22 protein-coding genes are annotated in these 26,367 nt (G+C 72.0%); 11 read left to right on the forward strand and 11 right to left on the reverse strand.

The genetic code is table 11. From position 1 onward, the window contains the following. Window positions 1-47 precede the first annotated feature (47 nt). On the forward strand, window positions 48-677 hold the full coding sequence (locus AB0J55_RS29400) for a winged helix-turn-helix transcriptional regulator (protein ID WP_364255411.1): 630 nt from the start codon (window positions 48-50) through the stop codon (window positions 675-677). A gap of 8 nt (window positions 678-685) precedes the next feature. Here the strand turns inward: AB0J55_RS29400 and AB0J55_RS29405 are convergent, their stop codons facing one another. From AB0J55_RS29405 to AB0J55_RS29435, 7 genes are all read right to left on the reverse strand, one after another. After that, complete coding sequence (locus tag AB0J55_RS29405) at window positions 686-2,155, reverse strand: NAD(P)/FAD-dependent oxidoreductase (protein ID WP_364255414.1); 1,470 nt, start codon at window positions 2,153-2,155, stop codon at window positions 686-688. Between the two features lie 71 nt (window positions 2,156-2,226). Beyond that, on the reverse strand, window positions 2,227-4,599 hold the full coding sequence (locus AB0J55_RS29410) for a polysaccharide lyase 8 family protein (RefSeq protein WP_364255416.1): 2,373 nt from the start codon (window positions 4,597-4,599) through the stop codon (window positions 2,227-2,229). Window positions 4,600-5,071: 472 nt separating this feature from the next. Beyond that, a complete protein-coding gene (locus tag AB0J55_RS29415; RefSeq protein ID WP_364255419.1) occupies window positions 5,072-6,526 on the reverse strand; it encodes an aldehyde dehydrogenase (NADP(+)) in 1,455 nt (484 codons plus the stop codon). Window positions 6,527-6,541: 15 nt separating this feature from the next. After that, window positions 6,542-7,669 carry a hypothetical protein gene (locus AB0J55_RS29420; RefSeq protein ID WP_364255421.1) on the reverse strand — a complete coding sequence of 376 codons (1,128 nt, stop codon included), beginning with the start codon at window positions 7,667-7,669 and terminating at the stop codon, window positions 6,542-6,544. A gap of 4 nt (window positions 7,670-7,673) precedes the next feature. Then, window positions 7,674-8,930 (reverse strand): glucarate dehydratase family protein, encoded by a 1,257-nt coding sequence (locus AB0J55_RS29425; protein WP_364255424.1) that lies wholly within the window; start codon window positions 8,928-8,930, stop codon window positions 7,674-7,676. Continuing rightward, window positions 8,930-9,865: a 5-dehydro-4-deoxyglucarate dehydratase gene (locus AB0J55_RS29430; RefSeq protein WP_364255427.1), complete on the reverse strand. Its 936-nt coding sequence runs from the start codon at window positions 9,863-9,865 to the stop codon at window positions 8,930-8,932. The genes AB0J55_RS29425 and AB0J55_RS29430 overlap by 1 nt, the downstream gene beginning before the upstream one ends. 48 nt (window positions 9,866-9,913) lie before the next feature. Continuing rightward, window positions 9,914-11,419 carry a sodium:solute symporter family protein gene (locus tag AB0J55_RS29435; protein ID WP_364255430.1) on the reverse strand — a complete coding sequence of 502 codons (1,506 nt, stop codon included), beginning with the start codon at window positions 11,417-11,419 and terminating at the stop codon, window positions 9,914-9,916. Between the two features lie 153 nt (window positions 11,420-11,572). Between AB0J55_RS29435 and AB0J55_RS29440 the strand changes: the two genes are divergently transcribed. Then, window positions 11,573-12,376 carry an IclR family transcriptional regulator gene (locus tag AB0J55_RS29440; protein WP_364255433.1) on the forward strand — a complete coding sequence of 268 codons (804 nt, stop codon included), beginning with the start codon at window positions 11,573-11,575 and terminating at the stop codon, window positions 12,374-12,376. Window positions 12,377-12,402: 26 nt separating this feature from the next. Continuing rightward, window positions 12,403-13,209: an NAD(P)-dependent oxidoreductase gene (locus AB0J55_RS29445; RefSeq protein ID WP_364255436.1), complete on the forward strand. Its 807-nt coding sequence runs from the start codon at window positions 12,403-12,405 to the stop codon at window positions 13,207-13,209. A gap of 77 nt (window positions 13,210-13,286) precedes the next feature. On the opposite strand, the gene AB0J55_RS29450 is transcribed toward AB0J55_RS29445, so the two are convergent. Continuing rightward, window positions 13,287-14,390 carry a serine hydrolase domain-containing protein gene (locus tag AB0J55_RS29450; RefSeq protein ID WP_364255439.1) on the reverse strand — a complete coding sequence of 368 codons (1,104 nt, stop codon included), beginning with the start codon at window positions 14,388-14,390 and terminating at the stop codon, window positions 13,287-13,289. 96 nt (window positions 14,391-14,486) lie between these two features. On the opposite strand from AB0J55_RS29450, the gene AB0J55_RS29455 reads away from it, so the two are divergent. The 3 genes from AB0J55_RS29455 (at window position 14,487) to AB0J55_RS29465 (ending at window position 16,252) form a co-directional block, all read left to right on the forward strand. Further along, a complete protein-coding gene (locus AB0J55_RS29455; RefSeq protein WP_364255442.1) occupies window positions 14,487-15,170 on the forward strand; it encodes a helix-turn-helix domain-containing protein in 684 nt (227 codons plus the stop codon). A 103-nt stretch (window positions 15,171-15,273) separates the two neighbouring features. Continuing rightward, window positions 15,274-15,480: a hypothetical protein gene (locus AB0J55_RS29460; RefSeq protein WP_364255445.1), complete on the forward strand. Its 207-nt coding sequence runs from the start codon at window positions 15,274-15,276 to the stop codon at window positions 15,478-15,480. 100 nt (window positions 15,481-15,580) lie between these two features. Continuing rightward, on the forward strand, window positions 15,581-16,252 hold the full coding sequence (locus tag AB0J55_RS29465; protein WP_364255448.1) for a hypothetical protein: 672 nt from the start codon (window positions 15,581-15,583) through the stop codon (window positions 16,250-16,252). Window positions 16,253-16,264: 12 nt separating this feature from the next. Here the strand turns inward: AB0J55_RS29465 and AB0J55_RS29470 are convergent, their stop codons facing one another. Further along, window positions 16,265-16,882: a TetR/AcrR family transcriptional regulator gene (locus tag AB0J55_RS29470; protein ID WP_364255451.1), complete on the reverse strand. Its 618-nt coding sequence runs from the start codon at window positions 16,880-16,882 to the stop codon at window positions 16,265-16,267. Between the two features lie 56 nt (window positions 16,883-16,938). Between AB0J55_RS29470 and AB0J55_RS29475 the strand changes: the two genes are divergently transcribed. From AB0J55_RS29475 to AB0J55_RS29495, 5 genes are all read left to right on the forward strand, one after another. Beyond that, the gene (locus AB0J55_RS29475) at window positions 16,939-17,559 is read left to right on the forward strand and encodes an MSMEG_1061 family FMN-dependent PPOX-type flavoprotein (RefSeq protein WP_364255454.1); all 621 of its coding nucleotides are present in this window, start codon (window positions 16,939-16,941) and stop codon (window positions 17,557-17,559) included. Window position 17,560: 1 nt separating this feature from the next. Beyond that, window positions 17,561-18,427, forward strand: coding sequence for a PDR/VanB family oxidoreductase (locus AB0J55_RS29480; protein WP_364255457.1), 867 nt, complete (start codon window positions 17,561-17,563; stop codon window positions 18,425-18,427). A 118-nt stretch (window positions 18,428-18,545) separates the two neighbouring features. Beyond that, window positions 18,546-19,415 carry an AraC family transcriptional regulator gene (locus tag AB0J55_RS29485; protein ID WP_364255460.1) on the forward strand — a complete coding sequence of 290 codons (870 nt, stop codon included), beginning with the start codon at window positions 18,546-18,548 and terminating at the stop codon, window positions 19,413-19,415. Window positions 19,416-19,491: 76 nt separating this feature from the next. Then, window positions 19,492-21,234, forward strand: a complete 1,743-nt coding sequence (locus tag AB0J55_RS29490) for a maleylacetate reductase and hydroxyquinol 1,2-dioxygenase domain-containing protein (RefSeq protein WP_364255463.1) — start codon at window positions 19,492-19,494, stop codon at window positions 21,232-21,234. After that, window positions 21,231-22,973 (forward strand): FAD-dependent monooxygenase, encoded by a 1,743-nt coding sequence (locus AB0J55_RS29495; protein WP_364255466.1) that lies wholly within the window; start codon window positions 21,231-21,233, stop codon window positions 22,971-22,973. The genes AB0J55_RS29490 and AB0J55_RS29495 overlap by 4 nt, the downstream gene beginning before the upstream one ends. A 132-nt stretch (window positions 22,974-23,105) precedes the next feature. Here AB0J55_RS29495 and AB0J55_RS29500 read toward each other — a convergent pair whose 3' ends face one another. Both AB0J55_RS29500 and AB0J55_RS29505 read right to left on the reverse strand, forming a co-directional pair. Continuing rightward, window positions 23,106-23,993 carry a peptidylprolyl isomerase gene (locus AB0J55_RS29500; protein ID WP_364255469.1) on the reverse strand — a complete coding sequence of 296 codons (888 nt, stop codon included), beginning with the start codon at window positions 23,991-23,993 and terminating at the stop codon, window positions 23,106-23,108. 79 nt (window positions 23,994-24,072) lie between these two features. Continuing rightward, a complete protein-coding gene (locus AB0J55_RS29505) occupies window positions 24,073-26,346 on the reverse strand; it encodes a Tat pathway signal sequence domain protein (protein ID WP_364255472.1) in 2,274 nt (757 codons plus the stop codon). Window positions 26,347-26,367 lie beyond the last annotated feature (21 nt).

The following is a 26,367-nucleotide window of genomic DNA, read 5'->3' on the forward strand; positions in this document are numbered from 1 at the left end:
CGCCAATCCAGTTGTTAAAAACAACCACCCAGTTGTACATTCGAACCATGCCGACGAGCCGCAGTTACGGGGACGCCTGCACGATCGCCCGAGCCCTCGACGTCGTCGGGGAACGCTGGGCCCTGCTCGTGGTGCGCGAGCTGCTCCTCGGGCCGCAGCGGTTCTCCGACGTCCGCCGCGCCCTGCCGGGCGCCAGCTCGAACCTGGTCACCGACCGGCTCCGCGAGCTCGAGCGCCACGGCGTCGTGACGCGCCGGCCGCTGCCGCCCCCGGCCGCGTCGACGGTCTACGAACTCACCGAGTGGGGCCGCGAACTGGAGCCGGTCGTGCTGGCCTTGGGCGCGTGGGGCACGCGCATCCCGCTCCCCCGGCCCGCGGCCCTCGGCGTCACCTCGGTGCTGCTTTACCTCCGCGGGTCCGCCCGCCCGCGCGGCACCGCGTGCTACCGCGTCGAGCTGGACGCTCGCGTGTGGACGGTCCGCACCGAGCCGGGCCGCCTGACGGTCGAGCCGGGCGAACCCGAGGCCCCGGACGCGACGATCCGGGCCGATCCCCCGACGCTGAACGCCCTGCTCGAACGGCCTTCCCACCTCGAGGAAACCATCGACGACGGCCGGGTGACGATCGAGGGCGACCGGGACGCCGTCCACCGGCTGCTGCGCGAACGCGAAGGCTGAGCCGGAAATCAGCGCGCCGCGGTCGCCCGGTCCGCCGCGCGGCCGAACCGCAGCACGCCGTCGTCCACGCGGCCGAGCCGCATGTCGGCCAGGTCCAGCAGGTAGTTCTGCCGCATCATCCACGGCCGCCGGCCGCCCTGCTTCGGCAGGCCCGGCGCGGCCCGCTTGATGTAGCCCGACTGCAGGTCCACGATCGGCCGCGGCCGGCCCGCGCCCGCCGCCGAGGCCGCGTCCGGAACGCAGTACGCGTACCCGTTCCGGTCCAGATATCCCAGCAGGCGGCACACGAACTGCGACGCCAGGTCCGCCCGCAGCGTCCACGAGCTGTTCGTGTACCCGACACACCACGCCAGGTTCGGCACGCCGCCGAACATCGTGCCCTTGTACGCGCGCTGCTCCCCCGGCTCGATCGCGCGCCCGTCGACCGAAAGCGCGATCCCGCCGAAGGCCACCAGCCGGAGACCGGTCGCCGTGACGATGATGTCCGCCGGAAGGGAGCGGCCCGACTCCAGCTCCACGCCGGACGCCGTGAACCGCACGATCCGGTCCGTCACGATGTCCGCCTTGCCCGACCGCAGCGCCCGGAACAGGTCCGCGTCCGGCACCAGGCACAGCCGCTGGTCCCACGGGTCGTACGACGGCACGAAGTGCGGGTCCACCGGGATCGACGCCGGCAGCTGGGCGGCCACGCGCTTGCGCAGCGCCGCCGACGCCCGGCTGGGCAACCGCCGCATCAGCTGGAAGTACAGCGTCCCCAGCACCACGTTCTTGCCGCGGACCACCCGGTGGGCGAGTTTCTCCGGCAGGAGCGCGCGGATCCGGTCGGCCAGCGCGTCGTGCCCGGGCCGCGCCACGATGTACGACGGCGACCGCTGCAGCATCGTCACCCGCGACGCGCTCGACGCCAGCGCCGGGACGAGCGTCACCGCCGTCGCGCCGCTGCCGATCACCACGACCCGCTTGCCGGTGTGGTCCAGCGACGAGGGCCAGTGTTGCGGGTGCACGATCTCCCCCGCGAACTCCTCCTGCCCCGGGAAGTCGACCACGTGCCCGGATTCGTAGGAGTAGTAACCACTGCACAGGTACAGGAAGCGGCAGGTGAACGTGGCGCCGTGCGCCGTCGAAACCGTCCACCTCGCGTCGGAAGACGACCAGGACGCCCGCTCGACCCGGTGACCGAAGCGGATGTGAGCGGTCACCCCGAAGGCCTCGGCCGTCGACCGGATGTAGCTCAAGATCGAGGGCCCGTCGGCGATGGCCTTCGGGTCCTTCCACGGCCGGAACGGGTAACCGAGGGTGAACATGTCGGAGTCGGACCGGATGCCCGGGTACCGGAAGAGGTCCCAGGTTCCGCCGATCGTGTCACGCGCTTCCAGCACGGCGTACGTCTTGCCCGGCAACCGCTCCTGCAGGCGGCAGGCCGCGCCGACGCCGGACAGGCCGGCGCCCACGATCAGGACGTCCACGTGCTCGGTCATGCCCGGCAGCCTAACCGAGGTGGGGTCCCCGCCGGACCGGGTCGGGGCACCGGCCCGGCGGGGAAGCCTGCCTACAACGCGACGACCTTCGTGGCGCCGAAGGTGCCCTTCAGCGGCACCTCGACGGACCGGCCACGCACCGTCACCGTGACGCTGTCCTGCCGCTGCGTCGGGTCCGACACCGCGAGCTGGGTCCGGAACCCGCACCGCCCGACCGCCACCGACGCCGGTCCGGAGACGCTGACGTCGCCGGCCGAACCCGCGGCGAAGAAGTTCGCCAGCACCGCGCCGTCGGCCGTGCGGATCGCCTGCGCCACCGGCGTGTTCGCCAGCACCCGCCACCCCAGCGGCGCCGTGAGCGTGCCGATCACCGAAGCGCCCGGCAGCACCGCGTACGCGTACTTCGCGTCCGTCGGCTTGATGCCGTGCTCCAGGACCAGCTTCTGGTACCGGCGGGTGTTCGGTGTCGTGGTGCCCTTCGTGTTGGCGCCGGTGTCGATGTCGCGCCACGCGCCCGTCCGGTCTTCGCGCAGCGCGGTCACCGAGCCGTCGTCGAGCAGCACGTACCCGCCGACGTTCTCCAGGTGCAGCCAGCGCGGACGCCGCAGCGCCGCCGCCTTGCCGAGGTCGGTGGCCACTCGCCGGCCGTCGGCCAGCAGGGAGCCGCGGCCGCCTTCGCCGAGGTTGCGGTTCTCGATCGTCGTGCGCACGGCGTAGGCGGACGTGCTGGTGATCCCGGCGCCGAGGCAGACGATCCCGGCCGGGGTGAAGAACCACGACTTCTTCGCGACCAGCGACCCGTCCCAGTTCTTGAAGTCGAACGCGTACGCGCCGTGCCGCGCGTCCCAGCGGACGCCGCCGGTGTGCGGGTTCGGACCCACCGGCACGCCGCCGAACTTGGGGTCGACCGGGCCGTCGTGCTCGGTGGTGCCCGGCAGCAGCAGCGGGTCGACCGTCGGCCAGTAGGCGTCGGTGTAGTGGCCCTTGGCGTTCGGCAGGAAGGTGTACAGCACGCCGTCGCCGACGTGGTAGCCCTTGAGGTTCTGGCCGTTGATGGCCTCGTAGCGCGAGATCCGCGTCGAGCTGACGCCCAGCGACGCCGACCAGTCGTCGGTGACGTGCACCAGCCGGTCCTGCTGGCCGAAGGTCCGGTGCGTCGCCACGACCCGCGCCGGGCGCGCCCCCGACGCCAGCATGTCCTGCGCGAACTCGATGCCCGGCGTGGCCACCAGGTCCGGGCCGGGCGCGAACCGCTCCGGGTCCGGGATCTTCAGGAACGGCGCGTACGTGCCTTCCTTGATCCACTTGGCGGCGAGTGAGTTGAGGTCGGTCTTCGTCTTGCCGGACGCCGTCCGGGCCAGCACGAGCGTCGCGACGGTCAGCTGGTGGCCGATGTCGTGCCCGGTCTCCCCCTGCCGCGACAGCATCCGCCCGCGCACCGGCTCCATCAGCGCGCCTGCGTAGACGAAGGGCGCGAAACTGTCCGCGACGAGCGCGTAGATCTTGTCCTTCAACGCCTGCGGCAGCGCGTACTCGGTGCCCTGCGTGACGTGGATGGCGCCGGCGAGCGCGGTCAGCAGCACGATGCCGTAGTGGCCGGGGTACGGGATGGTGTCGTGCTGGATGAACGAGCCGTCGACGTGGAAGCCGTCGCCGGCCGCGCGGTCCAGCTTCGCGACGACGCTCGCCGCGCCACCGCCGGCCACGTCGGTGAGCGCGTCGATGCCGGTCCTGATCCACGCGGTGTCGCCGAGCATCGCGCCGGCCACGATCGAGATGAGCCCCTTGTCGGCGCGGTTGGCGCCGGTTTCGATCACCGACGCGTTGTTCGCGCGCAGGTTCGGATTGCCGACGAACCGCTTGACCGGCTTGAGGTAGCGCGCGAGCTGCTCGGCGGTGAGCTGGTCGGCGACCACCGACAGGGTGTGCAGCAGGTAGTACGGGATGCCGATTTCGTAGGTGTACCAGTTGCCGATCTCGCCGACGTTCTCGTTGTACTGGCTGGCGTAGATCAGTTCGAGCGCGGCCTTGATGCGGTCGAGCACGACGGGGTCACCGGACAGCGCGCCGCCCGGGGTGCCCCAGTCGACGGCGATCGCGCGCAGCCGCGCGTACATCGACGTGGTGTAGTCGCTGCCGGGGCCGAGCGGCAAGTCTGTCCACAGTGGAGCGCCACCGCCGGCGACGGACAGGCTGGCGTTGTAGGCCTTGGCGACGCGGCCGAGGTTGGCGAGGGCCTCGGTGCGTTCGGGCGACGGCCGGTTGATTCCGGTCTGCAGCTGCCGGTAGGCGGCGACGATCGGCGCGGTCGCGGCGGGCACCGGGCTCGCGGCTTTCGCCACGCGCCCGGCCGCGGCGCTCGCGAAGGCGGGCCGGGTCAGGAGCACGGTGGAAGCGGCCGCCAGGGCACCGCCGCGCAGGGCATTTCTCCGGTTCACGGGCATGGCAATGCCTCCCAGGAAGACATCCTCGGCTTACGGGGAACGGGGATTCGGTTGTGCGGCGGCGGAGGTCCCGGCCCGGCGCCTTGCGGGAAAGGCACCGGGCCGGGGTGGCGTTTCCCGGGGGAAGCGCCGGTTTTCGGTTGGTCGGCGGCCGCGGCAAGCGCCGGGCCGGGGTGGCGCTCGGAAGCGCCGGTTCAGCGGGCTCGGCGCCGGAAACTGTCGGTGCCGGGCGATAGAGTGGAAACGGGGGGCGCCCCCGCGGGCCGGTGGCATCTGCCAGTCGGGCCGGGCCGGTGACGTCTGCCAATCGGGCCGGGCCGGTGGCATCTGCCAGCCGGGCCGGGGCCGGTGGCATCTGCCAGCCGGGCCGGGGCCGGTGGCGTCTGTCGGTCGGACCGGGTCGGTGGCCCCGAAACTGTCGGTGCCAACCGGTAGCGTGGAAACCGGGGGGCGCCCCCGCGGGGTCAGCGGATCAGCGGGAGCCGTCGGTGCGGCGGGGCAGCTGCCACGGGTTGTCCTCCTTCAGCGGTTCCGGCAGCAGCGCGTCCGGGAAGCCCTGCCAGGCGATCGGGCGCAGGAACCGCTCGATCGCCGCCGTCCCCACCGAGGTCGTCGTCGGGGCCGTCGTGGCCGGGTACGGGCCGCCGTGCTGCTGGGCCCAGCTCACCGTCACTCCGGTGGGCCAGTCGTTCCACAGCAGGCGGCCGGCGATGCGGGCCAGCGGGGGCAGCACCGGCCGGAGCCAGTCCACATCGGACTCCTCGCCGTGGATCGTGGCGGTGAGCCCCGGTTCGAGCACGTCGAGCAGGCGCAGCAGCTCGGCCTGGTCGGCGTACGTCACGATCAGCGACGCCGGCCCGAAGCACTCCTCGTGCACGGTGTCGCCGCCCTCGAGGAACTGCTTGCCGGTCGTGGCCAGCAGCGTCGGGGTGAACGCGGGCGAGGAAGAATCCGACGACGACACGACCTCGACACCCGGGGCCTCCCGCAGCTCCGACAGCCGGGAGGCGTACCCGGACGCGATCCGGTCGTTGAGCATCGGCTGGGCCGCGGCGCCGTCCAGGGCCGCGCGCAGCACGTCGGTCAGGCCGTGGTCCTCCGGCAGGAACAGCAGGCCCGGCTTGGTGCAGAACTGGCCGGCCCCCAGGGTGAACGACCCGGCGTACCCCTTGGCCACCGCCTCGCCGCGCGCGGCGATCGCGGCCTCGGTGACCACGACCGGGTTGACGCTGCCGAGCTCGCCGTAGAACGGGATCGGCCGCGGCCGGGCGTTCGCGATGTCGAACAGGGCCCGGCCGCCCGGGATCGATCCGGTGAAGGACGCCGCCGCGATCCGCGGGTCCTTCAGGGCCGTGACCCCCTGGTCCTGGCCGAAGACGACGTCGAAGATGCCCTCGGGCGCACCGGCGCCGATCAGGGCCTCCCGCACGATCCGGCCGGTCAGCGCGGACAGCTCCGGGTGCCCGGAGTGCGCCTTGACGATCACCGGGCAGCCCGCGGCCAGCGCGGACGCCGTGTCGCCGCCGGCGACGCTGAACGCGAACGGGAAGTTGCTGGCCGCGAACACCAGCACCGGCCCGATCGCGGTCTTCACCCGGCGGATGTCCGGCCGCGGGCCCATCGGCCACTCCGGGTCGGCGTGGTCGACGGTGGCGCCGAGGTACTCGCCGTCGGCGAGGACCTCGCCGAACAGGCGCAGCTGGAACGTCGTGCGCTTCAGCTCGCCCGCCAGCCGCGGGGTCTCCGGCAGGTGCGTCTCGGCGTGCGCCTGCGGGACCAGTTCGCCCGCGGCGGCGTCGAGCGCGTCGGCGGCCGCGGTCAGCCAGCGGGCGCGTTCGGCCGGGGTGGCCTCGGCGGCGGGACGGGCGGCCGAGGCTGCTCCGGCAAGGATCTTCTCGAGCGTGGCGGCGTCGGTGGCCTGGCTCATGGGGGGTACAGCTCCTCAGTTCTCGTGGGCGGCGGCGGTGGCCGTGCCCAGGTCGCCCCAGCGACCCGGACCGGCCAGTCCGAGGTGGTACAGGTGCAGTTCGGCGGCCCCCGCCTTGGCCAGCTCGCCGACGTACGCGGCGATGTCCGGCACCGGCGCGGCGGCCACCGCGGTGATGTAACTGGCGATCGCCACGCGTTCGGGCAGGGCCTCCCGGGCCGCCGCGACGGCCTCGGCGCCCGTGGCGGGGACCCACCCGAACAATACGACCGCGTCGACGTCGTCCGGCGCGGACGGCGTCAGCCCGGGCAGCGCGCCGGTGACCCACGGGTCGAGCGCGCCGTGCAGCACGACCCGCACCCCCGAAGGCAGCGTCGCCAGCACCGCGGCCCGCAGCTCGTCGGTGGCCTGCTGCCGGCCTCGGAGCAGCATCTGGGTCACCTCCGGCGGCAGCCGGTCGCCGGTGACGCCGAGGTCGCCGGTGGCGATCAGCCGCCGGACCTCCTCGACGAGCTGGGCCCGAACGGTGTCCGCGTCGACGTCCCACGCCGCGGCGCAGGCATCGCAGCAGCAGATGGACAGCAGGCGGGCCACCGCGGGTGCCCACACGCCGTCGGTCTTTTCGTGCTGGTGCTGGTGCACCGCGCCGAGCGGGCCGCACGCTTCGAGGATCACCGACGACAGTTCGAGCCCGGCGACGGAATTCGCGGTCACCTTCGCCGCATACTCGCGCACCTCAGGCCGCGACGGGCACAACGCCCACGGGTAGCTCTCCCCGAAGCAGTTGCGCACCACGACGTCCGGGTGCTCGTAACCCAGCTGTGAGTTGTGGGTCAGCACAATCCAGGCGGCGGCGGGAATCCCGGCCTCGTTGAGCAGCCGGACGGCGTCCCCGCCGGAGTCCGCCGAAGGCACCCAGTCCGGAGTGGACGGCCGCAGTTCGCCCCACTCGCCGGAAACCGGCCGGTAGAACGCCGCGTGCCGCGCCACGACGGCCGTCCGCGACGGCGACCACGGCGTCGCCGCGCGGGCGCTGTGGTAGGACAGCGCCACGGCCACCTCGTCGACGCCGAGCGCCTGGACCCGCGAGGCGAACCCGGATTCCAGGACGTCCCAGGGGTAGGCGTATCCCGTCACCTTCACCGGATCACCACCTCGCCGTGTTCGGCTCGAACCCGGAGACGTACTGGCGCATGTACGTCACATCGTCCCGTTTGGTCAGTCCACATCGGACGTAGTTCTCGTGCAGGCGGCCCAGCGCGTCCTCGTCGAGCGTGATGCCGAGCCCCGGCGTCGTGGGCACCGCGACGGCACCCTCCCGGAATTCCAGCACCCCGGGCTCGATGACGTCCTCGACCTTCCACGGCCAGTGCGTGTCGCACGCGTAGGTCAGGTGCGGCGTCGCCGCCGCGACCTGCACCATCGCGGCCAGGCTGATCCCGAGGTGGCTGTTGGAGTGCATCGACAGCCCGACGCCGAAGCTTTCACACGTCACCGACAGCGCCTGCGTCGCGCGCAGGCCGCCCCAGAAGTGGTGGTCCGACAGCAGCACGCCGATCGCCCGCGCCCGGAAGCCCGGCTCGACGTCGCCGAAGTTCACCACGCACATGTTGGTGGCCAGCGGCATCGACGCTTCGGCGGCGACCTGCGCCATGCCCTCGATGCCCGGTGTCGGGTCTTCGAGGTACTCCAGGACGCCGTCGAGCTCGCCGGCCACCCGGATGCCGGTTTCCACCGTCCACGCGCCGTTCGGGTCGATCCGCAGCGGGTGCCCGGGGAACGCCTCGGCCAGCGCGCGGACGCCGTCGACCTCCTGCGCCGGCTCGTAGACGCCGCCCTTGAGCTTGATCGAGCGGAAGCCGTACTCGTCGATCATCCGCTTCGCCGACCCCACCAGGGTTTCCGGCGTGGTGATCTCGCCCCAGGAGTCCTCCCGGCCGTCGACGTGCTTGCCGTACTTGTAGAACAGGTAGGCGGAGAACTCGACGGCGTCGCGGGCCTTGCCGCCGAGCAGGTCGGTCACCGGACGGCCCAGGTAGTGTCCCTGCGCGTCCAGGCAGGCCACCTCGAACAGCGAGTACACGCTGGCCACGGTCTTGCGGATGGAGAACCCGCCGATCAGGCCGTGCGCGTCGGTCAGCACGGTGTCCGACAGCGCCTGCGCGACCAGCCGCTGCAGGCCCGGCAGGTCGAACACGTCGTGGCCGCGCAGCTGCGGCAGCACCTTGCGCACCTCGCCGAGGAACGCGGAATCGCCGTAGGACTCGCCGAGCCCGACGATCCCGTCCTCGCACCTGACCTGCACGATGCTCCGGAGCGCGAACGGCTCGTGCACGCCCATGACGTTGAGCAGCGGCGGGTCGGCGAACGCGACCGGGGTCAGCACCACATCGAGGATCTTCATCAGCCCAGCGCCTTCAGCGTCACGAAGCCGTCCTCCACGACCTTCTCCAGCCGGCGGATCTGCTCCGGCGTCGGCTCGATCAGCGGCGGCCGGACCGGGCCGACCTTGTCCCCGCGCAGCCGCGCGGCGGCCTTCACCAGGGACACGGCGAACCCGGGCGTCTCGTCGCGCAGCGCCACCAGAGGCAGGTAGAAGCCGTTCAGCAGCGCGTCCATCACGCGGGTGTCGCCTTCGCCGAGCGCGCGGTGGAACCGGTGGGCGATCTCCGGCGCGAAGCAGTGCACCGCCGAGGAGTACCGGGCGACGCCGATCGCCGCGTACGCCTTGGCCGAGACCTCCGCGGTCGGCAAGCCGTTGAAGAACAGGAAGTTCCGCGCCCGCTCGGTGTCCAGCGACCGGATCGTGGTGACGATCCGGGTCATGCATTCGACGTCGCCGTAGCCGTCCTTGAGCCCGACGACCGACGGGATGTCCAGCAGCGAAGCCGCGGCCGGCGCGGTGAACACCCCGGTGCCGCGGTGGTAGACGATCACCGGCACCGACGAGTCGCCGACGGCGTACCGGACGAAGTCCACCAGCCCCGCCGACGGCCCGGTGACCAGGTACGGCGGCAGCAGCAGGACGCCGTCCGCGCCCCCCTCCCCGGCCGCCGCGATCCCGGCCCGCGCGGCCGCCGCGCCGCCCCCGGCGCCCACCCAGACCGGGACGCGGCCGGCGGCCACCTCCCGGGCCCGGGCGAGCACCGAGGCGACCTCGGCAGGCGAGAGCGAGCTGAACTCGCCGGTGCCGCACGCGACGAACAGCGCACCGGCGCCCGCCGCGATGTGGCTCTCCACGTTCTCCGCGAGCGCGTCGAGGTTGACCTCGAGGTCCTCGGTGAACGGGGTGAGGGGGAACGCCAGCAGGCCGTCCAGCTCGATCTCGTTCTGTGCCATCAGTTTCCGCTCTCTCGTCCTTCTTCGGTTGCGGCCGGTGTGGCCGGGTCAGGCGGGCACGGTCGTGCCTTCCTGCGTGCGGTCGACGTCGTCGTCGGCGTTCACGGTGTCGACGATCTCATCGGCGGCCGCGCTGCGCTCGGGGGCGAGCAGCCCGAGGCCGACGTAGAGCGCGAGCGACACCAGGATCGGCGTCGCGATCAGGACGGTCTGGTTCGCCTTGAACACGTAGTACACCAGTGCGTAGTCGATCAGGCCGCCCGCCCAGGAGATCAGCGCCGCGCGCGGGCCGCACTTGCGGAACCACGGCAGCATGCCCAGCAGCAGCGGGATCGAGATCGGGCCCATCAGCGCCGCGACCCAGTTGACGACGATCTGCAGCACGCCGCCGAGGTTCTGCGCCTGGGTGGCCACCAGCATGGTGAGCGCGACGAAGATCACCGTGGTGATCCGCGCGGCCTTGAGGCCCTGGACGTCGGTCCACTGCCGGGTGCGGCGGAACATCGCCGGGATCATGTCGCGGGTGATCACCGCGGAGATCGCGTTGGCGTCGGAGGAAACCATCGCCATCGTGTGCGAGAAGATGCCGGCCAGCACCAGGCCGATCAGGCCCGGCGGCAGGAACGTCGTCGTCATGATCGCGTAGGACTGCGTCGGGTCCTTGACGCCGGGGATCAGCAGTGGCGCCGCGAACATCGGGAACATCAGCACCAGGGGCCACAACAGGTACAGCGCCGAGGAAAGCCGGGCACCCCGCTTCGCCTCGTGGGTGTTCGGCGCGGCCATGTACCGCTGCGCCAGGTTCCACATGCCTCCGTTGTACTCCAGCGTCTTCACCAGCACGTAGACGAGCAGGAAGATGGTGGTGTACTTGGACGTCACCGGGTTCACGTGCCCTTCGGGCAGCTTGTCCCACATCGTCCAGAGCGCGGAGATCCCGCCCAGCTTGCCCAGCACCACGACGATCATCACGATCGCGGCGATGGCCTGGATGACGAACTGGCCGAAGTCGGTGAGCGCGTCGGCCCACAGGCCGCCGATGGTGCAGTAGACCAGGGTGACCGCGCCGGTGATGAGGATGCCGAGGTTGTAGTCCAGGCCGGCGAAGACGTGCAGCAGGGTGGCGACGGCGAACCACTTGGCCGCGATGTCGAAGATCTTCAGCAGGCTGCCGCTCCAGGCCAGCGCCTGCTGCGTCGGCACGTTGTACCGCTTGGCCAGGTACTCCAGCGGCGAGGCGACGCCGAGCTTCGAGCGCAACCGGTTCCAGCGGGCGGCGAACAGCCAGCTGCCGATGCCCACGCCGATGCCGATGCTGGCGAAGCCCCAGAAGTACACGGTGACGCCGGAGGTGTAGGCCACGCCCGCGTACGCGACGAAGAGCACGGCGCTGTAACCGGACATGTGGTGCGAGATGCCGGCCAGCCACCACGGCATCTTGCCACCGGCCGTGAAGAAGTCCTTCACGTCGCTCACCCGTTTGTGCGACCACCAGCCGATCACGATCATCAGCGCGAAGTACGCGCAGACCATCGTCCAGTCGAGTGCGTGCACCGCAGGCTCCTTTCCGCGTCCACGTCGATGCGGTCCAGCTGTTCACATCTATGAACGGAGTCTGTTATAGTGATTATGTTCATCCATAAGAACGTTGTTCGGGACGCTAATATGGCCGGAGTCACAAGTCAACGGCCGGACGGAGGCACACAAATGCCGCAAAAGGTGGACAACGCGGCCGAGAGCGCCCCGGCCGAGTCCTCGGGCGTCAAGTCCGCGCGGCGGGCCGTCGACCTCATCGAAACCTTCGCGGCGAACGACGTCTGGCTCTCGCTGTCCGACCTGCACGCGCGCACCGGCTTCCCGCGCTCCTCGCTGCACGGCTTGCTGCGGACGCTGCTGGAGGCTGGCTGGCTGGAGGCGGACACCAACACCGCCCGCTACCGCCTCGGCGTCCGCGCGCTGATCTGCGGCACGGCGTACCTCGACCGCGACGCCGTCGTCCCGTTCGCCACCGAAGCCCTCGAACGCATCCGGGAGAAGACCGGCTTCACCGCGCACTTCGCGCGCCGCAACGGCACCGAGGTCGTCTACCTGGAGACCCGGGAGTCGCAGCGTTCGACACACCTCGTCTCCCGCGTCGGGCGCACGCTGCCCGCGCACGCGACGGCGCTGGGCAAGGCGCTGCTGGCCGAGCTGACGCACGACGAGATCGAGGCGCTGATGCCGGCGTCGCTGACCGCGCTGACGCCGAACACCATCACCACCCTCGAAGGCCTGCACGCCGAGTGCGCCGCGACGCGCGAGCGCGGGTACGCCGCGGAGATCGAGGAAGGCACGCTCGGCGTCCGGTGCGTCGCCGCGGTGATCCCGTACCGCATCCCGGGCACCGACGCGATCAGCTGCTCGATGCCGATCGCCCAGGTGAGCGACGACGACGCCCGCCGCGTCGGCGAGCTGCTCGCCGAAACCACCGCCGAGCTCGGGCAGCAGCTGCGCCGGGCCGGCATCCGCTAGCCGCCGCCCCCAGTGAAAGGAACCCCATGACGGACCAGCGTGTGCTCATCACCGGGTCGGCGGGTGTCGTCGGCACCCTGATGCGCCCCCGCCTGAAGCGCGAAGGCCGGGTGCTGCGCCTGCTCGACGTCGCCCCGCAGACGGCGTCGGACGCCTCCGAAGAGATCGTGACCGCGTCGGTGACCGACCGGGCGGCGATGGCGGCGGCGTGCGAAGGCGTCGACGCGCTGATCCACCTGGGCGGGCACAGCCGCGAGAACTCGTGGGAGGCGACCCTCGACGTCAACATCAACGGGACGCAGACGGTCCTGGAGGCGGCGCAGGCCGCGGGGATCCGGCGGGTGATCCTGGCGTCGAGCAACCACGCGGTGGGCTTCCGCCGGGTCGATTCCGACCTGCCGGCGGACTCGTCCCCGCGCCCGGACACCTACTACGGCGTCTCGAAGGCGGCGATCGAGGCGCTGGGGAGCCTGTACCACTCCCGCTTCGGAATGGACGTCATCGTGATCCGCATCGGCTCGTGCTTCGAGACACCGTTGCCGCTGGGCCCCCGCGGCCTGACGACGTGGCTCTCCCCCGACGACGGCGCCCGGCTGTTCGAGGCGTGCCTGTCGGCGCCTTCGCCGGGGTACCGGCTGATCTGGGGCGTCTCGGACAACACGCGCCGGATCTACTCGCTGGAAGAGGCGGAGGCGCTGGGCTACAAGTCGCTGGACGACGCGGAGGTGTACGCGGACCAGCTGGCTTCGAAGCCCGCCCCGACGGGGGCGGCGGCCGAGTACGTCGGGGGGCCGTTCTGCACCGCTCCGCTGGGCGTGTTCAACCCCCTCTGACGGTTCCCGGAAGCCGCGGAGGTACTGGTACCTTCGCGGCTTCCGCCGTTCCCGGGTCCTCGGTTCGAGGAGCGGGGCTACCGGTTCGCGACCGTGTCACAGCTCATCGCCACCCGGTAAAGCGCGGCGAGCGCGCCGTCGATCGGGTGCGGCTGGGGGCGGCCCGACTCGTCGAGCCGGTTCCAGCGCTGCGCGTTCACCGCTATCGCGAACTGCCGCGTGCCGTCCGGACGGGCCGCCGCCAGGGTTCCGCCACCCCAGACCGTGCCGCCGTGGCCCCAGAACTCCGTCGACTCGACCGGATGCACGCCGAGGCCGTAGTCGATCAGCTTGCCCTCCTGGGAAACGATCCGGACCGTCCGCCGCATTTCCGCCAGCGAAGCCGGTGAGACGATCTCGCCCGCCAGCAACAGCCCGTAGAAGCGGTTGAGGTCCGAGACCGTCGAGATCAGCGAAGCCGACGGCCCCACCCACGACATGTCGAAGACGCTGTAGTCGCGCGGCGGGTCGATCATCCCGAACCACGATTCGTACAGCTTCGAGTGCGGCCCCTCGACGTGCGTCCCGGCCGGGAAGGCGGTGTCGCGGAGCCCGGCGCGGTCGATGACGTCGCGGGTGATGCACTCCTCCGCGCTGCCACCGCTCACATGCTCCAAGAGCTGGCCGAGCAGCAGGTAATTGGTGTTCGAGTACACCCCGGGCGGGCCGACCGGCGGCGCGCCGACCCCCATCGCGATCAGCTCGGCCGGGTCGAACCGCGTGCACCGGTGGTCGTCGAGGCTGTCCGGCCGGGTGTTCGCCAGGTCCGGGAACGCCTTGAGGCTCGGGTAGGCGTACGGGAGGTATTCGGCGAGCCCGCTCGTGTGGTCGATCAGCATCCGGACGGTGATCGCCCGCCCGCGCTCGCCGGGCACCAGCTTCGGCAGGTAGTGGCCGATCGGGGTGTCCAGCCCGATCCGGCCCTGCTCGACCTGCCGCAGCACCGCGGCGGCGGTGAACGTCTTCGTGACGCTGCCGACGCGGTGCCGCATCCCGGCGTCGGCGGGCCGGCCGGTGCCGGTGTCGGCAACCCCCGCCGCGCCGCGCCAGACCTCCTCGCCGGCCCGCACCTCGGCGAACACGCCCGGGACGCCGGCCCGGTGCACGGCGTCGAGAGTGGCGTCCAGCTGCGCGTGATCCATGGGGACTCCTTTCGGGAAGGGAAGTGTCCTCATTATGCACGCACTGCGTGCAACAGCAAGTGCATAAGCTATGCTGACGGTCGGCGAAGGGACGAGATGGCGAACCGAAGGCGTTGGACGACCGAAGAAATCCTGGACACGGCGGCGGATCTGCTGCGCCGGAGCGACGCCGAGTCGTTCAGCGTGCGCAAGCTCGCCGCGGAGCTGGGGACCGACTCCTCGAGCCTCTACCGGCACTTCCGCACCAAGACCGAGCTGCTGCGCGCCCTCGCCGACCGGATCCTCGTGGGCGCGATGGAGGGCTACCGCCCCGAAGGCGACTGGAAGCAGCGGCTGACGGCGCTGGCCCTGCGCCTGCGGGAGGCGTTCGGCGAGCAGCCGCAGATCGCCGTGGTCTGGGGGCGCTACGCCTCCAGCGGCGCGGGATCCCGGCTGGTGATGGAGGAGGTGCTGCAGGCCCTGCGTGCGTCAGGCCTGGCGGAGGAGGAAATCCCGGCGCGCTACCACCGGATCGCGATCCTCTTCGCCGCGCTGATCGCTTCCGAGGCCGGCGTCAGCACCGTCACCCCCGAGGAACACGAGCAGGGCATGGAGCTGTTCCGCGTCGCGGTGCTGGGCGCCGATCCCGAACGCTTCCCCGCCCTGGCCCACTTCGCCCGCGAGGTCCGGCCGCTCGGGGCGGACCGCCGGGCGGCGTTCGAGGAACTCATCGCCGCCCAGCTCGCCGACGTGGAGGCCGCGATCAGGACGAGACCCGCACGCCCGGCAGCGCGAGGCTGACCACCACTCGCCGTCCCGCCGGCCGTGTGTCACCGCTCCCCGGCCGCCGCGGCCTGCTCCGCGAGCCCGGCCGCTGCTGCGCGGCGGCTCCCCGGACGTCACCGTGCGGTACGCGGCGGCGCTCCTAACGTCCTATCAGGACCTTCGGGGCCGCCGGTTCACCGAGGAGGAGCGGGAAATCGCGTGGGCGGCGAGCCTGTGGCCGGCGCTGCACAACGCCCGCTGGAAAGCCTTGCCCGGCGACCGACCGGTCTACGGTGGCGCGGTCCGCGAGCAAGCCGCCGAACGGCTCCACCGGGCGGGCGCCTGATCGGCTAACCTCGGGACGGGGAGGGATCCGCTATGACCTGTTCCGTCATCCGCGACGGCTCCGGAAGCTCGAGACGGGCGGCTGGCCGGGCGGTCGGCCGGTGAGCACCGAGTACTTCGGCGTGCAGGATTTCATGTCCGGAACCGTCGGCTCGGTGATCCGGCGCGAGAACGGCGTCGAAGAGATCTTCGTGCGCGACGGGTTGTGGGCCCGGTCGGATCGGCTCCTCCAAGACTTCGACCACTGCCTGCCGCTCAGCGCCGAGGAGGCCGGGCAGGTCATCGCGCGGCTCCCCCGCTCGCGCTGCTTCCTCGTGGAAGACGGGCGGAGCACCCCGCGCGCGGTGGTGCACCTCGACGGCGAAACCGAGCGGATCTTCGGGCGCGACCTCGAGTGGCGGACGGGCAGTGTCCGCGAGGAGGTGGCGGGCTACCCGCACCGGACCGTCAAGGCGGCCGCCCCGGATCAGGAACTCATCCAGGCCTACCACCTGGCGCGGCAGATCCGCCGGTTCAAGCAACGCCACGAATGGGACGGCAATGCCTGGTACTTCGGCATCTACGGCACGTACCGCGAGACGTTCGACCTCGCCGCCACGCGCCTGCTCGTCAGGACCGGGGTGGGCGATTCCTGGTTCGGCGAGCGCTACGCCGGGCAAGGCCGGTGGGAAGAAACCCGCGACCTGGACGACATCTGGCGTGGCCGCAGCTACGACAACGAGCTCGCCTTGAGCCCGGCCGAAGCGGAAGCGATCATGAACCGGCTCGGCTGACCGGCGGCCCGTTCACCCCTTGACGTACCGGGTCAGCATCGCGACCATCTCGTCCTCGAGCCGCCGGGCGTCGATCGGGTCGGGTTCGGCCAGCAGGTCGTGCACCGCCAGCTCGACCGTCGCGATGACCAGGCGGGCCGCGGTGTCGAGGTCGGCGACGCGGACCTCGGGGTGGCCGGCCAGGAGGTCGCGGGTGTGGCCGACCATGTCCCGCTTCACCCGGCCGATCCGCTCCAGCAGCTCGTCCGACCGCGGGGCCTGCTCCAGCAGCATGCGCAGCAGGTGGGGGTCGTCGAGGTGGGCTTCGACGGCGAGCCGGACGAAGACGCGGAGGAGCTCCTCGATCGACTCGGGCAGTGGGCCGGCCAGGAGCTTCGCCGCGGCCGCCGTGCCGTCGTCGAGGTGGCGGGTCAGCAGTTCGGCGAGGATCGCGTCCTTGTTCGGGAAGTACTGGTACAGCGAGCCGATCGAGATCCCGGCGCGTTCGGCGATGCGGTTGGTGGTGCCGGCGGCGTAGCCGTGGTCGGCGAAAACGTGAGCAGCCGCAGTCAGGATCCGCTGCCGGGTCAGCTCGGCGCGTACCTGCCGCGGCTGTTTACGTGGCTGGATGCGGCGCTGGTCCGACGACACGGAACCCTCCGGGAAAGCGAGTAGTCAAGATCTGAGTATTTGCTCATAATTGTGCCATGACCAGCACAAACACGCTGCGCCGCGTCTCCGCGGCCGAGGTGCGGGCGCGGGTGGGCGAGCCCGAGGCGATGATCGAGGCCAAGATCGGCGACCGCATCGACCCCCATGCCCGCCGCTTCATCGCGCATTCGCCGTTCCTCACGCTCGCGACGGCGGACGCGGCCGGCCGCGCCGACTGCTCGCCCCGCGGGGACTACCCCGGCTTCGTCAAGGTCCTCGACGAGCGCACCCTCGCCCTGCCCGACCGGCCCGGCAACAAGCTCGCCGACTCCTTCCGCAACATCGCCGAGAACGACGGCGTGGGCCTGCTGTTCTTCGTCCCCGGCATGCGGGAAACCCTGCGGGTCAACGGAAGCGCGTACGTCACCGACGACCCGGACGTGCTCGCCCGGATGCGCACCGAGGCGAAGGCGCCGATGTTCGCCATCGTCGTCGACGTCGAGCAGGTGTTCTTCCACTGCGGCCGGGCGCTGATCCGGTCGCGCCTGTGGGACCCGGCGAGCCAGGCGCTGGCCGCCGAACTGCCGTCGCCCGGCGAGATCGCCGCCGAAAAGATGAACCTCGACCCGGCTCTGCTCGACCAGCTCCTCGAAGCCGGCTACCGGAAGCTGTACTGACATGCAGAAGACGATCCTGGAGCGCATCGACCGGGTGACCGACGACGTCGTCTCGCTGGTCCTGCGCGGCGACGAAGGCCCGCTCGCGCCGTGGGAGCCGGGCGCGCACATCGACCTGGAGCTGCCGAACTGGCTGACGCGGCAGTATTCGCTGTGCGGCGACCCCGGCGACCTCTCGGCCTACCGGATCGCGGTCCGCCACGACCCGCTGAGCCGCGGCGGCTCCGAGTACGTCCACCTGTTCCTGCAGCCGGGCCGGACGTTGCCGGTTTCGCTGCCCCGCAACCACTTCCCGCTGCTCCCGGCGCCGGAGTACCTGTTCGTGGCGGGCGGGATCGGGATCACGCCGATCATGCCGATGCTGCGTGCCGCCGTCGCGGCCGGTGCGGCGGTGACGCTGGTGTACGCGGGCCGTCCGTTCGCCGCGGAACTCGCTGCGGAGTACGGAGAACGCGTGCGGCTCGGACGGCCGGACTGCACGGCGCTGGCGCGGGAGTTCCCGGCGGCGGAGGTCTACTGCTGCGGCCCGGCGTCCATGGTGGACGCGGCCGAAGCGGCGTTCCCCGCGGTGCACACCGAACGCTTCGAGCCCACCCGCCGGACCTTCGGGCCGGACACCCCGTTCGAGGTGGTCTGCGCCCGCTCGGGTGACACGATCCAGGTCCCGGCGGACGAGTCCCTGCTGGACGCGCTGAACCACGCGGGACGCCCGGTGCCGTCGGCGTGCCGCGAAGGCGTGTGCGGCAGTTGCGAGGTGCTGGTCGTGGACGGCGAACCCGAGCACCGCGACGACATCGGCGCGGCCCCCGGCCGCATGTACCCGTGCGTCTCCCGCGCCCGGTCGCCCCGGCTGGTGCTGGACCTCTGACCGGAACGGCCGGCTCGCGTACCCCGAGGGTCGGCTCGCGAACCGACCCTCCAGGTACGCAGGCCGACCGTCCGGGTACGCGTACCATCGCGGTCAGCCTCGACGGCGAGGAGGCAGCGTGGGCGAACTCGGGCTGGCCGACACCAACGGCATCCTGGCGCTGCCCTGGGTCCGCCCGGACCGGACCAGCGCCGGCCTCGGCTGGGACCGGGTCTACGTCTCCCGCCAGCGGGAACGGCCCTACCGCGCCGAGTTCGGCGCCGCCCGCAGCCACCAGCTGATCCTGCACCTCGACGGCCCGGTCACCGTCCGGCGCGGCGTCGGGACCGCCCGCGAGCAGAGCCGGCGGATGCCCGCCGGCGGGCTCTTCCTGCAGCCGTCGCACGCCGAGCTGTCCGTGGAGCTCGGCGGGGTGCTCGACACCGTGCACGTCTACCTCGCCGACGACGCCGTGCAGGACGCCGCCGGCGGGCCCGTGCGGCTCGCCGAGGAGCTCGGCAGCCGCGATCCCCTGCTCGAACAGCTCGTGCTCGGCCTCGACCGGCTCGTCCGCGACTGGGAACCGGGCGCCCGCACCTACGCCGACCAGCTCGGCGCGCTCGTGGCCGCCCAGCTCGTGCGCCACCACCGGGCCGGGCACGTCCCCGGCCCGGAGCCGGCCCGCGGCCTGTCCGACCGCCAGTTCGCGCGGGTCCGCGACCTGATGGCCGAGCGGCTGGCCGAGCCGGTGCCGCTGGCGGATCTGGCCGCGCTCGCCGGGCTGAGCGTCAGCCAGTTCTCCCGCCGGTTCAAGGCCCGCACCGGCCTGCCGCCCCACCGGTACCTGCTGCGGCTGCGCGTCGAACAGGCCGGGCTGCTGCTGCGCACGGGCGAGGACCCGATCGCCGAGATCGCCGTCCGCTGCGGGTTTTCCCACCAGGAGCACCTGACGCGCGTGCTGCGCGCCCAGCTCGGCACCACGCCGGCCGCGCTGCGCCGCTCGGGCTGAACAACGCGCGTTTCGTGCTGCCGGGCAGCACGAACGTGCAGGACCGGGCTGGTTCTGCGGCTCGATACTGCCTGCCATGACCTCGTTCAGCTACGCCGCGAACCCCGTCCGGGTGGTCTTCGGCTCGCTCGACACGCTGGGTGCGGAGGCTGACCGCCTCGGGCTCGGCCGCGTCCTGCTGATCGGCCGCCCGCGCCACGGCGACCGGGCCGCGGCCGCACTCGGCGACCGGCTGGCGGCACGGTTCGAAGACGCCGCCATGCACACGCCCGCCGACGTCACCGAGCGCGCGCTCAAGGTCGTCGCCGAGCACGACGCCGACGGCGTCGTCGCGATCGGCGGCGGCTCGGCGACCGGGCTGACGAAGGCGCTTGCCCTGCGGACGGGCCTGCCGCAGCTGATCGTCCCGACGACGTACGCGGGTTCCGAACTGACGTCCGTCCTCGGCGAGACGGCCGACGGCCGCAAAACCACCCGGCGGAACCCGGCGGTCCGGCCCGAGACGGTCCTCTACGACGTGTCGCTCACGCTCTCGTTACCGGTCCCCGTGTCGGCGGCGAGCGGGCTGAACGCGCTCGCCCACGCCGTCGAAGCGCGCTACGCCCCGGACGCCAACCCGATGACCGACCTGCTCGCCGCCGAAGCGATCAGGCTGCTCACGAGTGCCCTGCCGCGGATCGCGGCGGATCCGTCCGATGTGGACGCCCGCACCGACGCCCTGCGCGGCGCCTGGCTCGCGGGCACGTGCCTCGACGCCGTGCAGATGGGCCTGCACCACCGGCTCTGCCACCACCTCGGCGGCAAGTTCGGCCTGCCGCACGCCGAAACCCACGCCGTCCTCCTCCCGTACGTCATGGCGCACCAGGGTCTCGACGACGCTTCGGAGGTGTTCGAGCTGGCCGCGTCGCTCCCGGTCCCGCATTCGCTGGCCGAGCTGGGCCTCACCGAAGCCGACCTCGACGGCGAGCCGGACTTGCTGCGCGCCGCGTTGCACGGCACCCGCCCGGCCGCGCGCCCGAGCCTGACGGCGCTCACCAAGCAGGTCGTCGACAGCTTCGCCGGGGCACCGGAGCGGGTGCGGTTCCTGCTGGCCGACCTCGTCGAGACCCTGCACGGCTACGTGATCCGCACCGATCTCACGCAGGCCGAGTGGGAGTACGCAATCGATTTCCTGACCCGCGCCGGGCACATCACCACCGACACGCGGCAGGAGTTCATCCTGCTGTCGGACACTCTCGGCGTGTCGAGCGTCGTCGACGTCCTGACCAATTCGCGGACGCCGGACACGACCCCGTCGGCCGTCCTCGGGCCGTTCTACGTCGACGGCCCGCCGGAAACCCCGCAGGGCGCCGATCTCGCGGAAGGTCTGCCCGGAACTCCGCTGCCGGTGGACATCCGGGTGGTGGACACCGGCGACCGGCCGGTCGCGGACGCGGTCGTGGACGTCTGGCAGTCCAATGAGGACGGCTTCTACGACGTCCAGCTGCCCGAAGTGGACGGTCCGGTGCTGCGCGCCCGCTTCCGCACCGACGCCGACGGGCGGCTGCGCTTCCGGACGATCGTGCCGAGCGCGTACCCCATCCCCGCCGACGGCCCGGTCGGGCAGATGCTGGACGCCGTCGGGCGACACCCCTACCGGGCGCCGCACGTGCACTTCATGATCGCCAAGCCGGGCTACCGGACGCTGATCACGCAGCTGTTCGTCGCCGGCGGCGACTACCTCGGCTCGGACACCGTGTTCGGTGTCAAGGACGGCCTGATCGTCGATTTCACCGGCGGGCTCGACTTCACCTTCCGGATCTCAGGGAGCGGCGCATGAGTTACGACACCGACGTCATCGTGGTCGGCAGCGGCCCGGCCGGCGGCTCCGCGGCGCTGCTGCTGGCCACCTACGGCGTGCCGACCGTGCTGGCCACCAAGTACGGCTGGACGGCGAACACGCCCCGCGCCCACATCACGAACCAGCGGACCATGGAGGTGCTGCGCGACCTCGGCGTCGAGGACAAGGCCCTCGCCGCCGGGACCCCGCCGGAGCTGATGGGCGACACCGTGCTCTGCACGTCGCTGACCGGGCCGGAGATCGGCCGGATCGCCAGCTGGGGCACCGGCGACCGGTCGGCGTCGGAGTACGCGGCCGCCAGCCCGTGCCACATGATCGACCTGCCGCAGACGTACCTGGAGCCGATCCTGGTGAGCGAAGCGGCCGCGCGCGGCGCGAAACTGCGGCTGGACACGGAGTTCCTGTCCTTCGCCCAGGACGATGCCGGTGTCACCGCGCGGTTCCGCGACCGGGTGCGCGGCGACGAGTTCACGTTGCGCGCCAAGTACCTCGTCGGCGCGGACGGCGCCCGCAGCCGCGTCGCCGAGCAGGCCGGGCTGCCCATCGCCGGGCAGACCGGCAAGGCGGGCAGCATGAACATCACGTTCACCGCCGACCTCGCGCGGTACGTGGCGCACCGGCCGAGCGTGCTGTACTGGGTGATGCGGCCGGGCGCGCACCTGGGCGGCATCGGGATGGGCCTGGTCCGGATGGTGCGGCCGTGGAACGAATGGCTGCTCACCTGGGGGTACGACATCGCCCAGCCGCCACCGTCGGTGGACGCCGCGGAAGCGACGCGGCTGGTGCGCGACCTCGTCGGGGATCCGGCGCTGGACGTCGAGATCACGTCGACGTCGCTGTGGACGGTGAACCACAACTACGCGACGGAGTACCGCAGCGGCCGGGTGTTCTGCGCCGGGGACGCCGTGCACCGGCACCCGCCGTCGAACGGGCTCGGCTCGAACACGTCCATTCAGGACTCGTACAACCTGGCGTGGAAGCTCGCGATGGTGCTGCGCGGCGAGGCGGGCGAGGGGCTGCTGGACAGCTACTCGGCCGAACGGGCGCCGGTGGGCAAGCAGATCGTCGACCGCGCGAACCTCAGCCGCGACCAGTTCGGGCCGATCTTCGCCGCCCTCGGCATCGACGGCGACACCGACGCCGACGGCATCACGGCCGGGCTGGAAACCTGCCTCGCGCCGACGGCCGAGGGGGCGCGGAAGCGGCGTGAACTGGAGCAGGCGATCGCGCTCAAGCACTACGAGTTCAACGCCCACGGCGTCGAACTGGACCAGCGGTACGTCTCCGGGGCGGTGCTGCCCGACGGCGTACCGGCTCCTCCGGAGCGCGATCCCGAGCTGTTCCACCGGCCGAGCACCGAGCCCGGGGCGAAGCTGCCGCACGCGTGGCTGGTCGGGCCGCACGGCCGCCGCGTGTCCACTTTGGACCTGGTGGGAGGCGGCCGCTGGACGCTCCTGACCGGCCTGACCGGCACCCCGTGGCGCGACGCGGCGGCCAAGGTGGGCGCCGAGCTGGGCCTGGACCTGAGAACGGTCTGCATCGGCGACCCGGCCGCCCGCGACGCCTACGGCGACTGGTCCCGCCTCAGCGGCATCGCCGAGGACGGCTGCCTCCTCATCCGCCCCGACGCCTACGTCGCTTTCCGCCAAGTCACCCTCTCCCCCACCCCCGCCGCAACCCTCCTTACCGCCCTGCGGTCCCTCCTGGACCGTGCCTGAACGGCCGACACGCGTGATCAGAGGGTCAACTCACGTGATTGGAGGGTCGACACGGCGAACCGGCCGCGGCAGCTCGTGTCGACCCTCCAATCACGCGTGTCGACCTCCCAATCACGCGTGTCGGCGGTTCCGTCACGGGGTGGCGGTGACGTGGGTGATGACCACTGGGACCTCAGGGGGGCCGCTGCCGTCGCCGATGCCGGGTTTCGACGGGTCGATTCCGCGGCGGGCGATCGCGTCGAGGGTCGCCAGGCCCGGGTCGTCGATGCTGCCGAAGACCGTGTACTCCGGTGGGATGTTCGTCTCGCCGAAGACCAGGAAGAACTGGGAGCCGCCGGAGTCCGGGGCGGTCGTCTTCGCCATCGCGAGGATGCCGCGGCCGTACGTCAGCTCGGGGAACACCTCGTCGCGGATCGTGTAGCCCGGGCCGCCGGTGCCGTCGCCGGCGGGGTCGCCGCACTGGAGCATCTGCAGCCCGCTGATCACCGACAGCCGGTGGCACGACGTGCCGTCGTAGAAACCCTGCCGGGCCAGGCTCAGGAAGTTGACCACGGTGCACGGCGCCAGCGCCCGGTCGAGCGTCAGCCCGATGTCCCCCGCCGTCGTCGCGAGCCGCACGCCGGCCGTTCCGGTAGACGGCGTCGGGCCGTCGGGCGGCAACGCGACCTTCTTCGGCGCCGGTGAGCTCGGGTCGGGGGTGAACGCGCACGTCACCGGGTCGGCCAGCGGCCTCGGCCGCTTCGGCATCGGCGCCCGCTCGCCGGGGATCCCGGCCAGGGTGCCGGGCGGGATCGACGCCGGGCTCGACGACGTCGGCGGCGACCGGAAGGCGCCGTCGGCCTCCGCGTCCGGTTTGCGCAGGAACCCCGGGGAACCCCAGGCCAGAAACGCCAGCACCATCGCCACGACGACCGCGACCGACCCGGTGACCAGCACGATCGCCGTCGTCGACGACTGCTTCGGCGGCACGGGCGGCTGCCACGGCGGGTACCGGCCAGGTCTGCCGTCCGGCTGGCTCATCAACGCTCCCCTCGTCGGAGAGCACCATTCTGCCGTGCGAGCCGGCTTCCCGGGCCCGAACCCGGGAAGCCGGCTCAGCTCACGGCAGGCCCCAGGGCGCGCTCGGGCCGCCCGGCGCCACCGGCCGGACGCCGAAGTCCGGCCGATCGCCCTTCCGGTACACGAACGCGTCCTCACCGCAGCCGAGGTCCACCTGGACGTCCCCGTTGGCCAGCCGCCGCCAGCGGCGCGCCCGCCCGCGCGCGTCGGTCACCGCGAGGTCGCCGTCGATGCCCGGCCGCAGCACGCACGGCGCCCCGGCCTCGCTGTGCACTTTCAGCCAGCGCGTCTTCCCGCCGGCGCGGGACGCGCTGAGCAGGAACGCGCCTTCGGTGCGGAAGTCCCGCAGCGCGACGTCACCCCAGGCCGCGGGCACCGCCGGGAACAGCCGGACGACGCCGCCCCAGCTCTGCACCAGCATGTCCTGCAGGGACTTCGCCGCCGAGAGCGGCGTCTCGATGACCGGCCCGGACTCCTTGTACATCGTGTTCGGCTGGATGTACCGCCGCTGCAGTTCGCCGAGGTAGAACGCGGCCTGGTCACCGCGGAGCATCTGCGCCGAGATCGACGCGGCCCCGGTGAAGGTGTAGCCCTGCAGGGCGCCTTCGAAGCCGACCCAGTGGTTCAGCGACGTCTCGATGATCGCCCGGTGCTCCGGCTGCTCCCAGGTGACGTCGTAGAGGGGGTAGATCTGCAGCAGGTGCGAGTAGTGCCGGTGCGACTTCGCGAACGGCACCCCGGCACCGATCATGTAGCCGTTGACGTCGGCGGGGTAGTCGACGAGGTTCGCGAGCACGTCCTGCCAGCGAGGCGCCAGCGGATCGCCGGGCGACGTCTGCAGCAGAGTCTTGCAGCCCCACCGGATCAGCGACAGGTCGTAGTTGCAGTCGGGCGCGTTGACGCCGTACTCGGGTGAGAACGTCGGCGGCAGGTGCAGCTTCCCGTCCGCCCCCGGCGCGAGGAAGTGCAGGTAGTAGTTGATCGCCTTGCGCAGCAACGGGAACAGCGTGTTCCGCAGCAGTGCGCGGTCCATCGTGTGCCGGTAGGACAGCCACACGTTGTGCAGGGCCCAGGTCAGGTTGCCGACCTCCGGCGTCGGCGTGTCCTGCCCCGGGATCCCGACGGGGAACCCGCTGGTCGTGTTCGAGACGCCGTTGAGCAGCGTCATGTCGGTCGTCCGCGGGATGCCCGCAGAGTCGGCCTGGTAGGGCGAAGCGACCTGGCTGGACAGATTCGCGCGGTACTTGTCCAGCGCGTGGCTGACGGCGTCCAGCTCCAGGTGGTTCGAGCCGTGGATCAGCCAGTACTCGAGCTGGACGTTGAGGTTCCACCAGGTCGCCGGCCACGGCGTGTTCTCCAGCCACGGCCCGGAGGTCGCCATCACCGGCGCCTCGCGGCGGGCGGCCGAGGCGACCTTGTACAGCTGGATCCAGTAGAAGCTCTGCAACCGGGTGTCCGGAATGGACAGGAAGCTCCGCCGGTAGTAGTCGTGCCACCAGCGCCGGTGGTCCTGGGTCAGCGCGCCGAACTCCCCCGCCCGGCGGACCGTGCCCAGCGCCCGTGCCACCGACGTCTTCTCGGGGTGTGACCAGGCCACCGACGTGTACAGCGTCCGGGCGCCGCCGCGCGAGACCTCGCGCCAGGCCGTCACGTGCTCGCCGCCGGCCAGCAGCGGCTGGACGGCCAGCTGCGCGTCACCGCCGGCCGACAGCTGCACCGGCGGGTTCGCGGTGTACCCGGCGGGCGGCGGCTTGTTCCACACCGGGTCGGCACGGGGGCTGACGGCCACCGCCGGGTGGAACACCCACCTGAACCCGCGTTCCCCTGCGGACGGCCGGATTTCGACGGCGAGCAAGGACTGTCCGGTGTGGACGATCGCGCGCAGGCTCAGGCTGCCCGCGGCCGTCGTGATCGCGCCGGTCAGTTCGGCGTTCCACAGGTCCATCCGCCAGTCGATCGCGGTGATCGCGCCGACCGGTTCGAGGGTGAAGTACCCGATCGGGAGCCGGGCCAGGCCGAAGAGCGAGCCGAACTCCGGGCGGTGGTCCTGCACCTGGCTGTGCTGGACGTTGAACCGGATCGCGTTCTGCCCGGGCTCGGCGTAGATGCCGGACCCGAGGAACCCGTTGCCCAGGAACGGGCCTTCGTACCACGTCTTGGGCAGCCGCCGCCAGTACAGGTCGGCGGTGCCCAGGAACCCGGCCCAGCCGAAGTCGTCAGTGCCGGGTGCCGCCTCGGCGGTTCCGGGGGCCAAGCCGGCGACGGCCAGCCCGGCGAGCGCGCCGCCGAGCACGGTTCTGCGGGTGATGTCCATTCGACCTCCTCGTCGAAAACA

It is taken from the genome of Amycolatopsis sp. NPDC049688 (assembly GCF_040674975.1).
In the GTDB taxonomy this organism is placed as follows: domain Bacteria; phylum Actinomycetota; class Actinomycetes; order Mycobacteriales; family Pseudonocardiaceae; genus Amycolatopsis.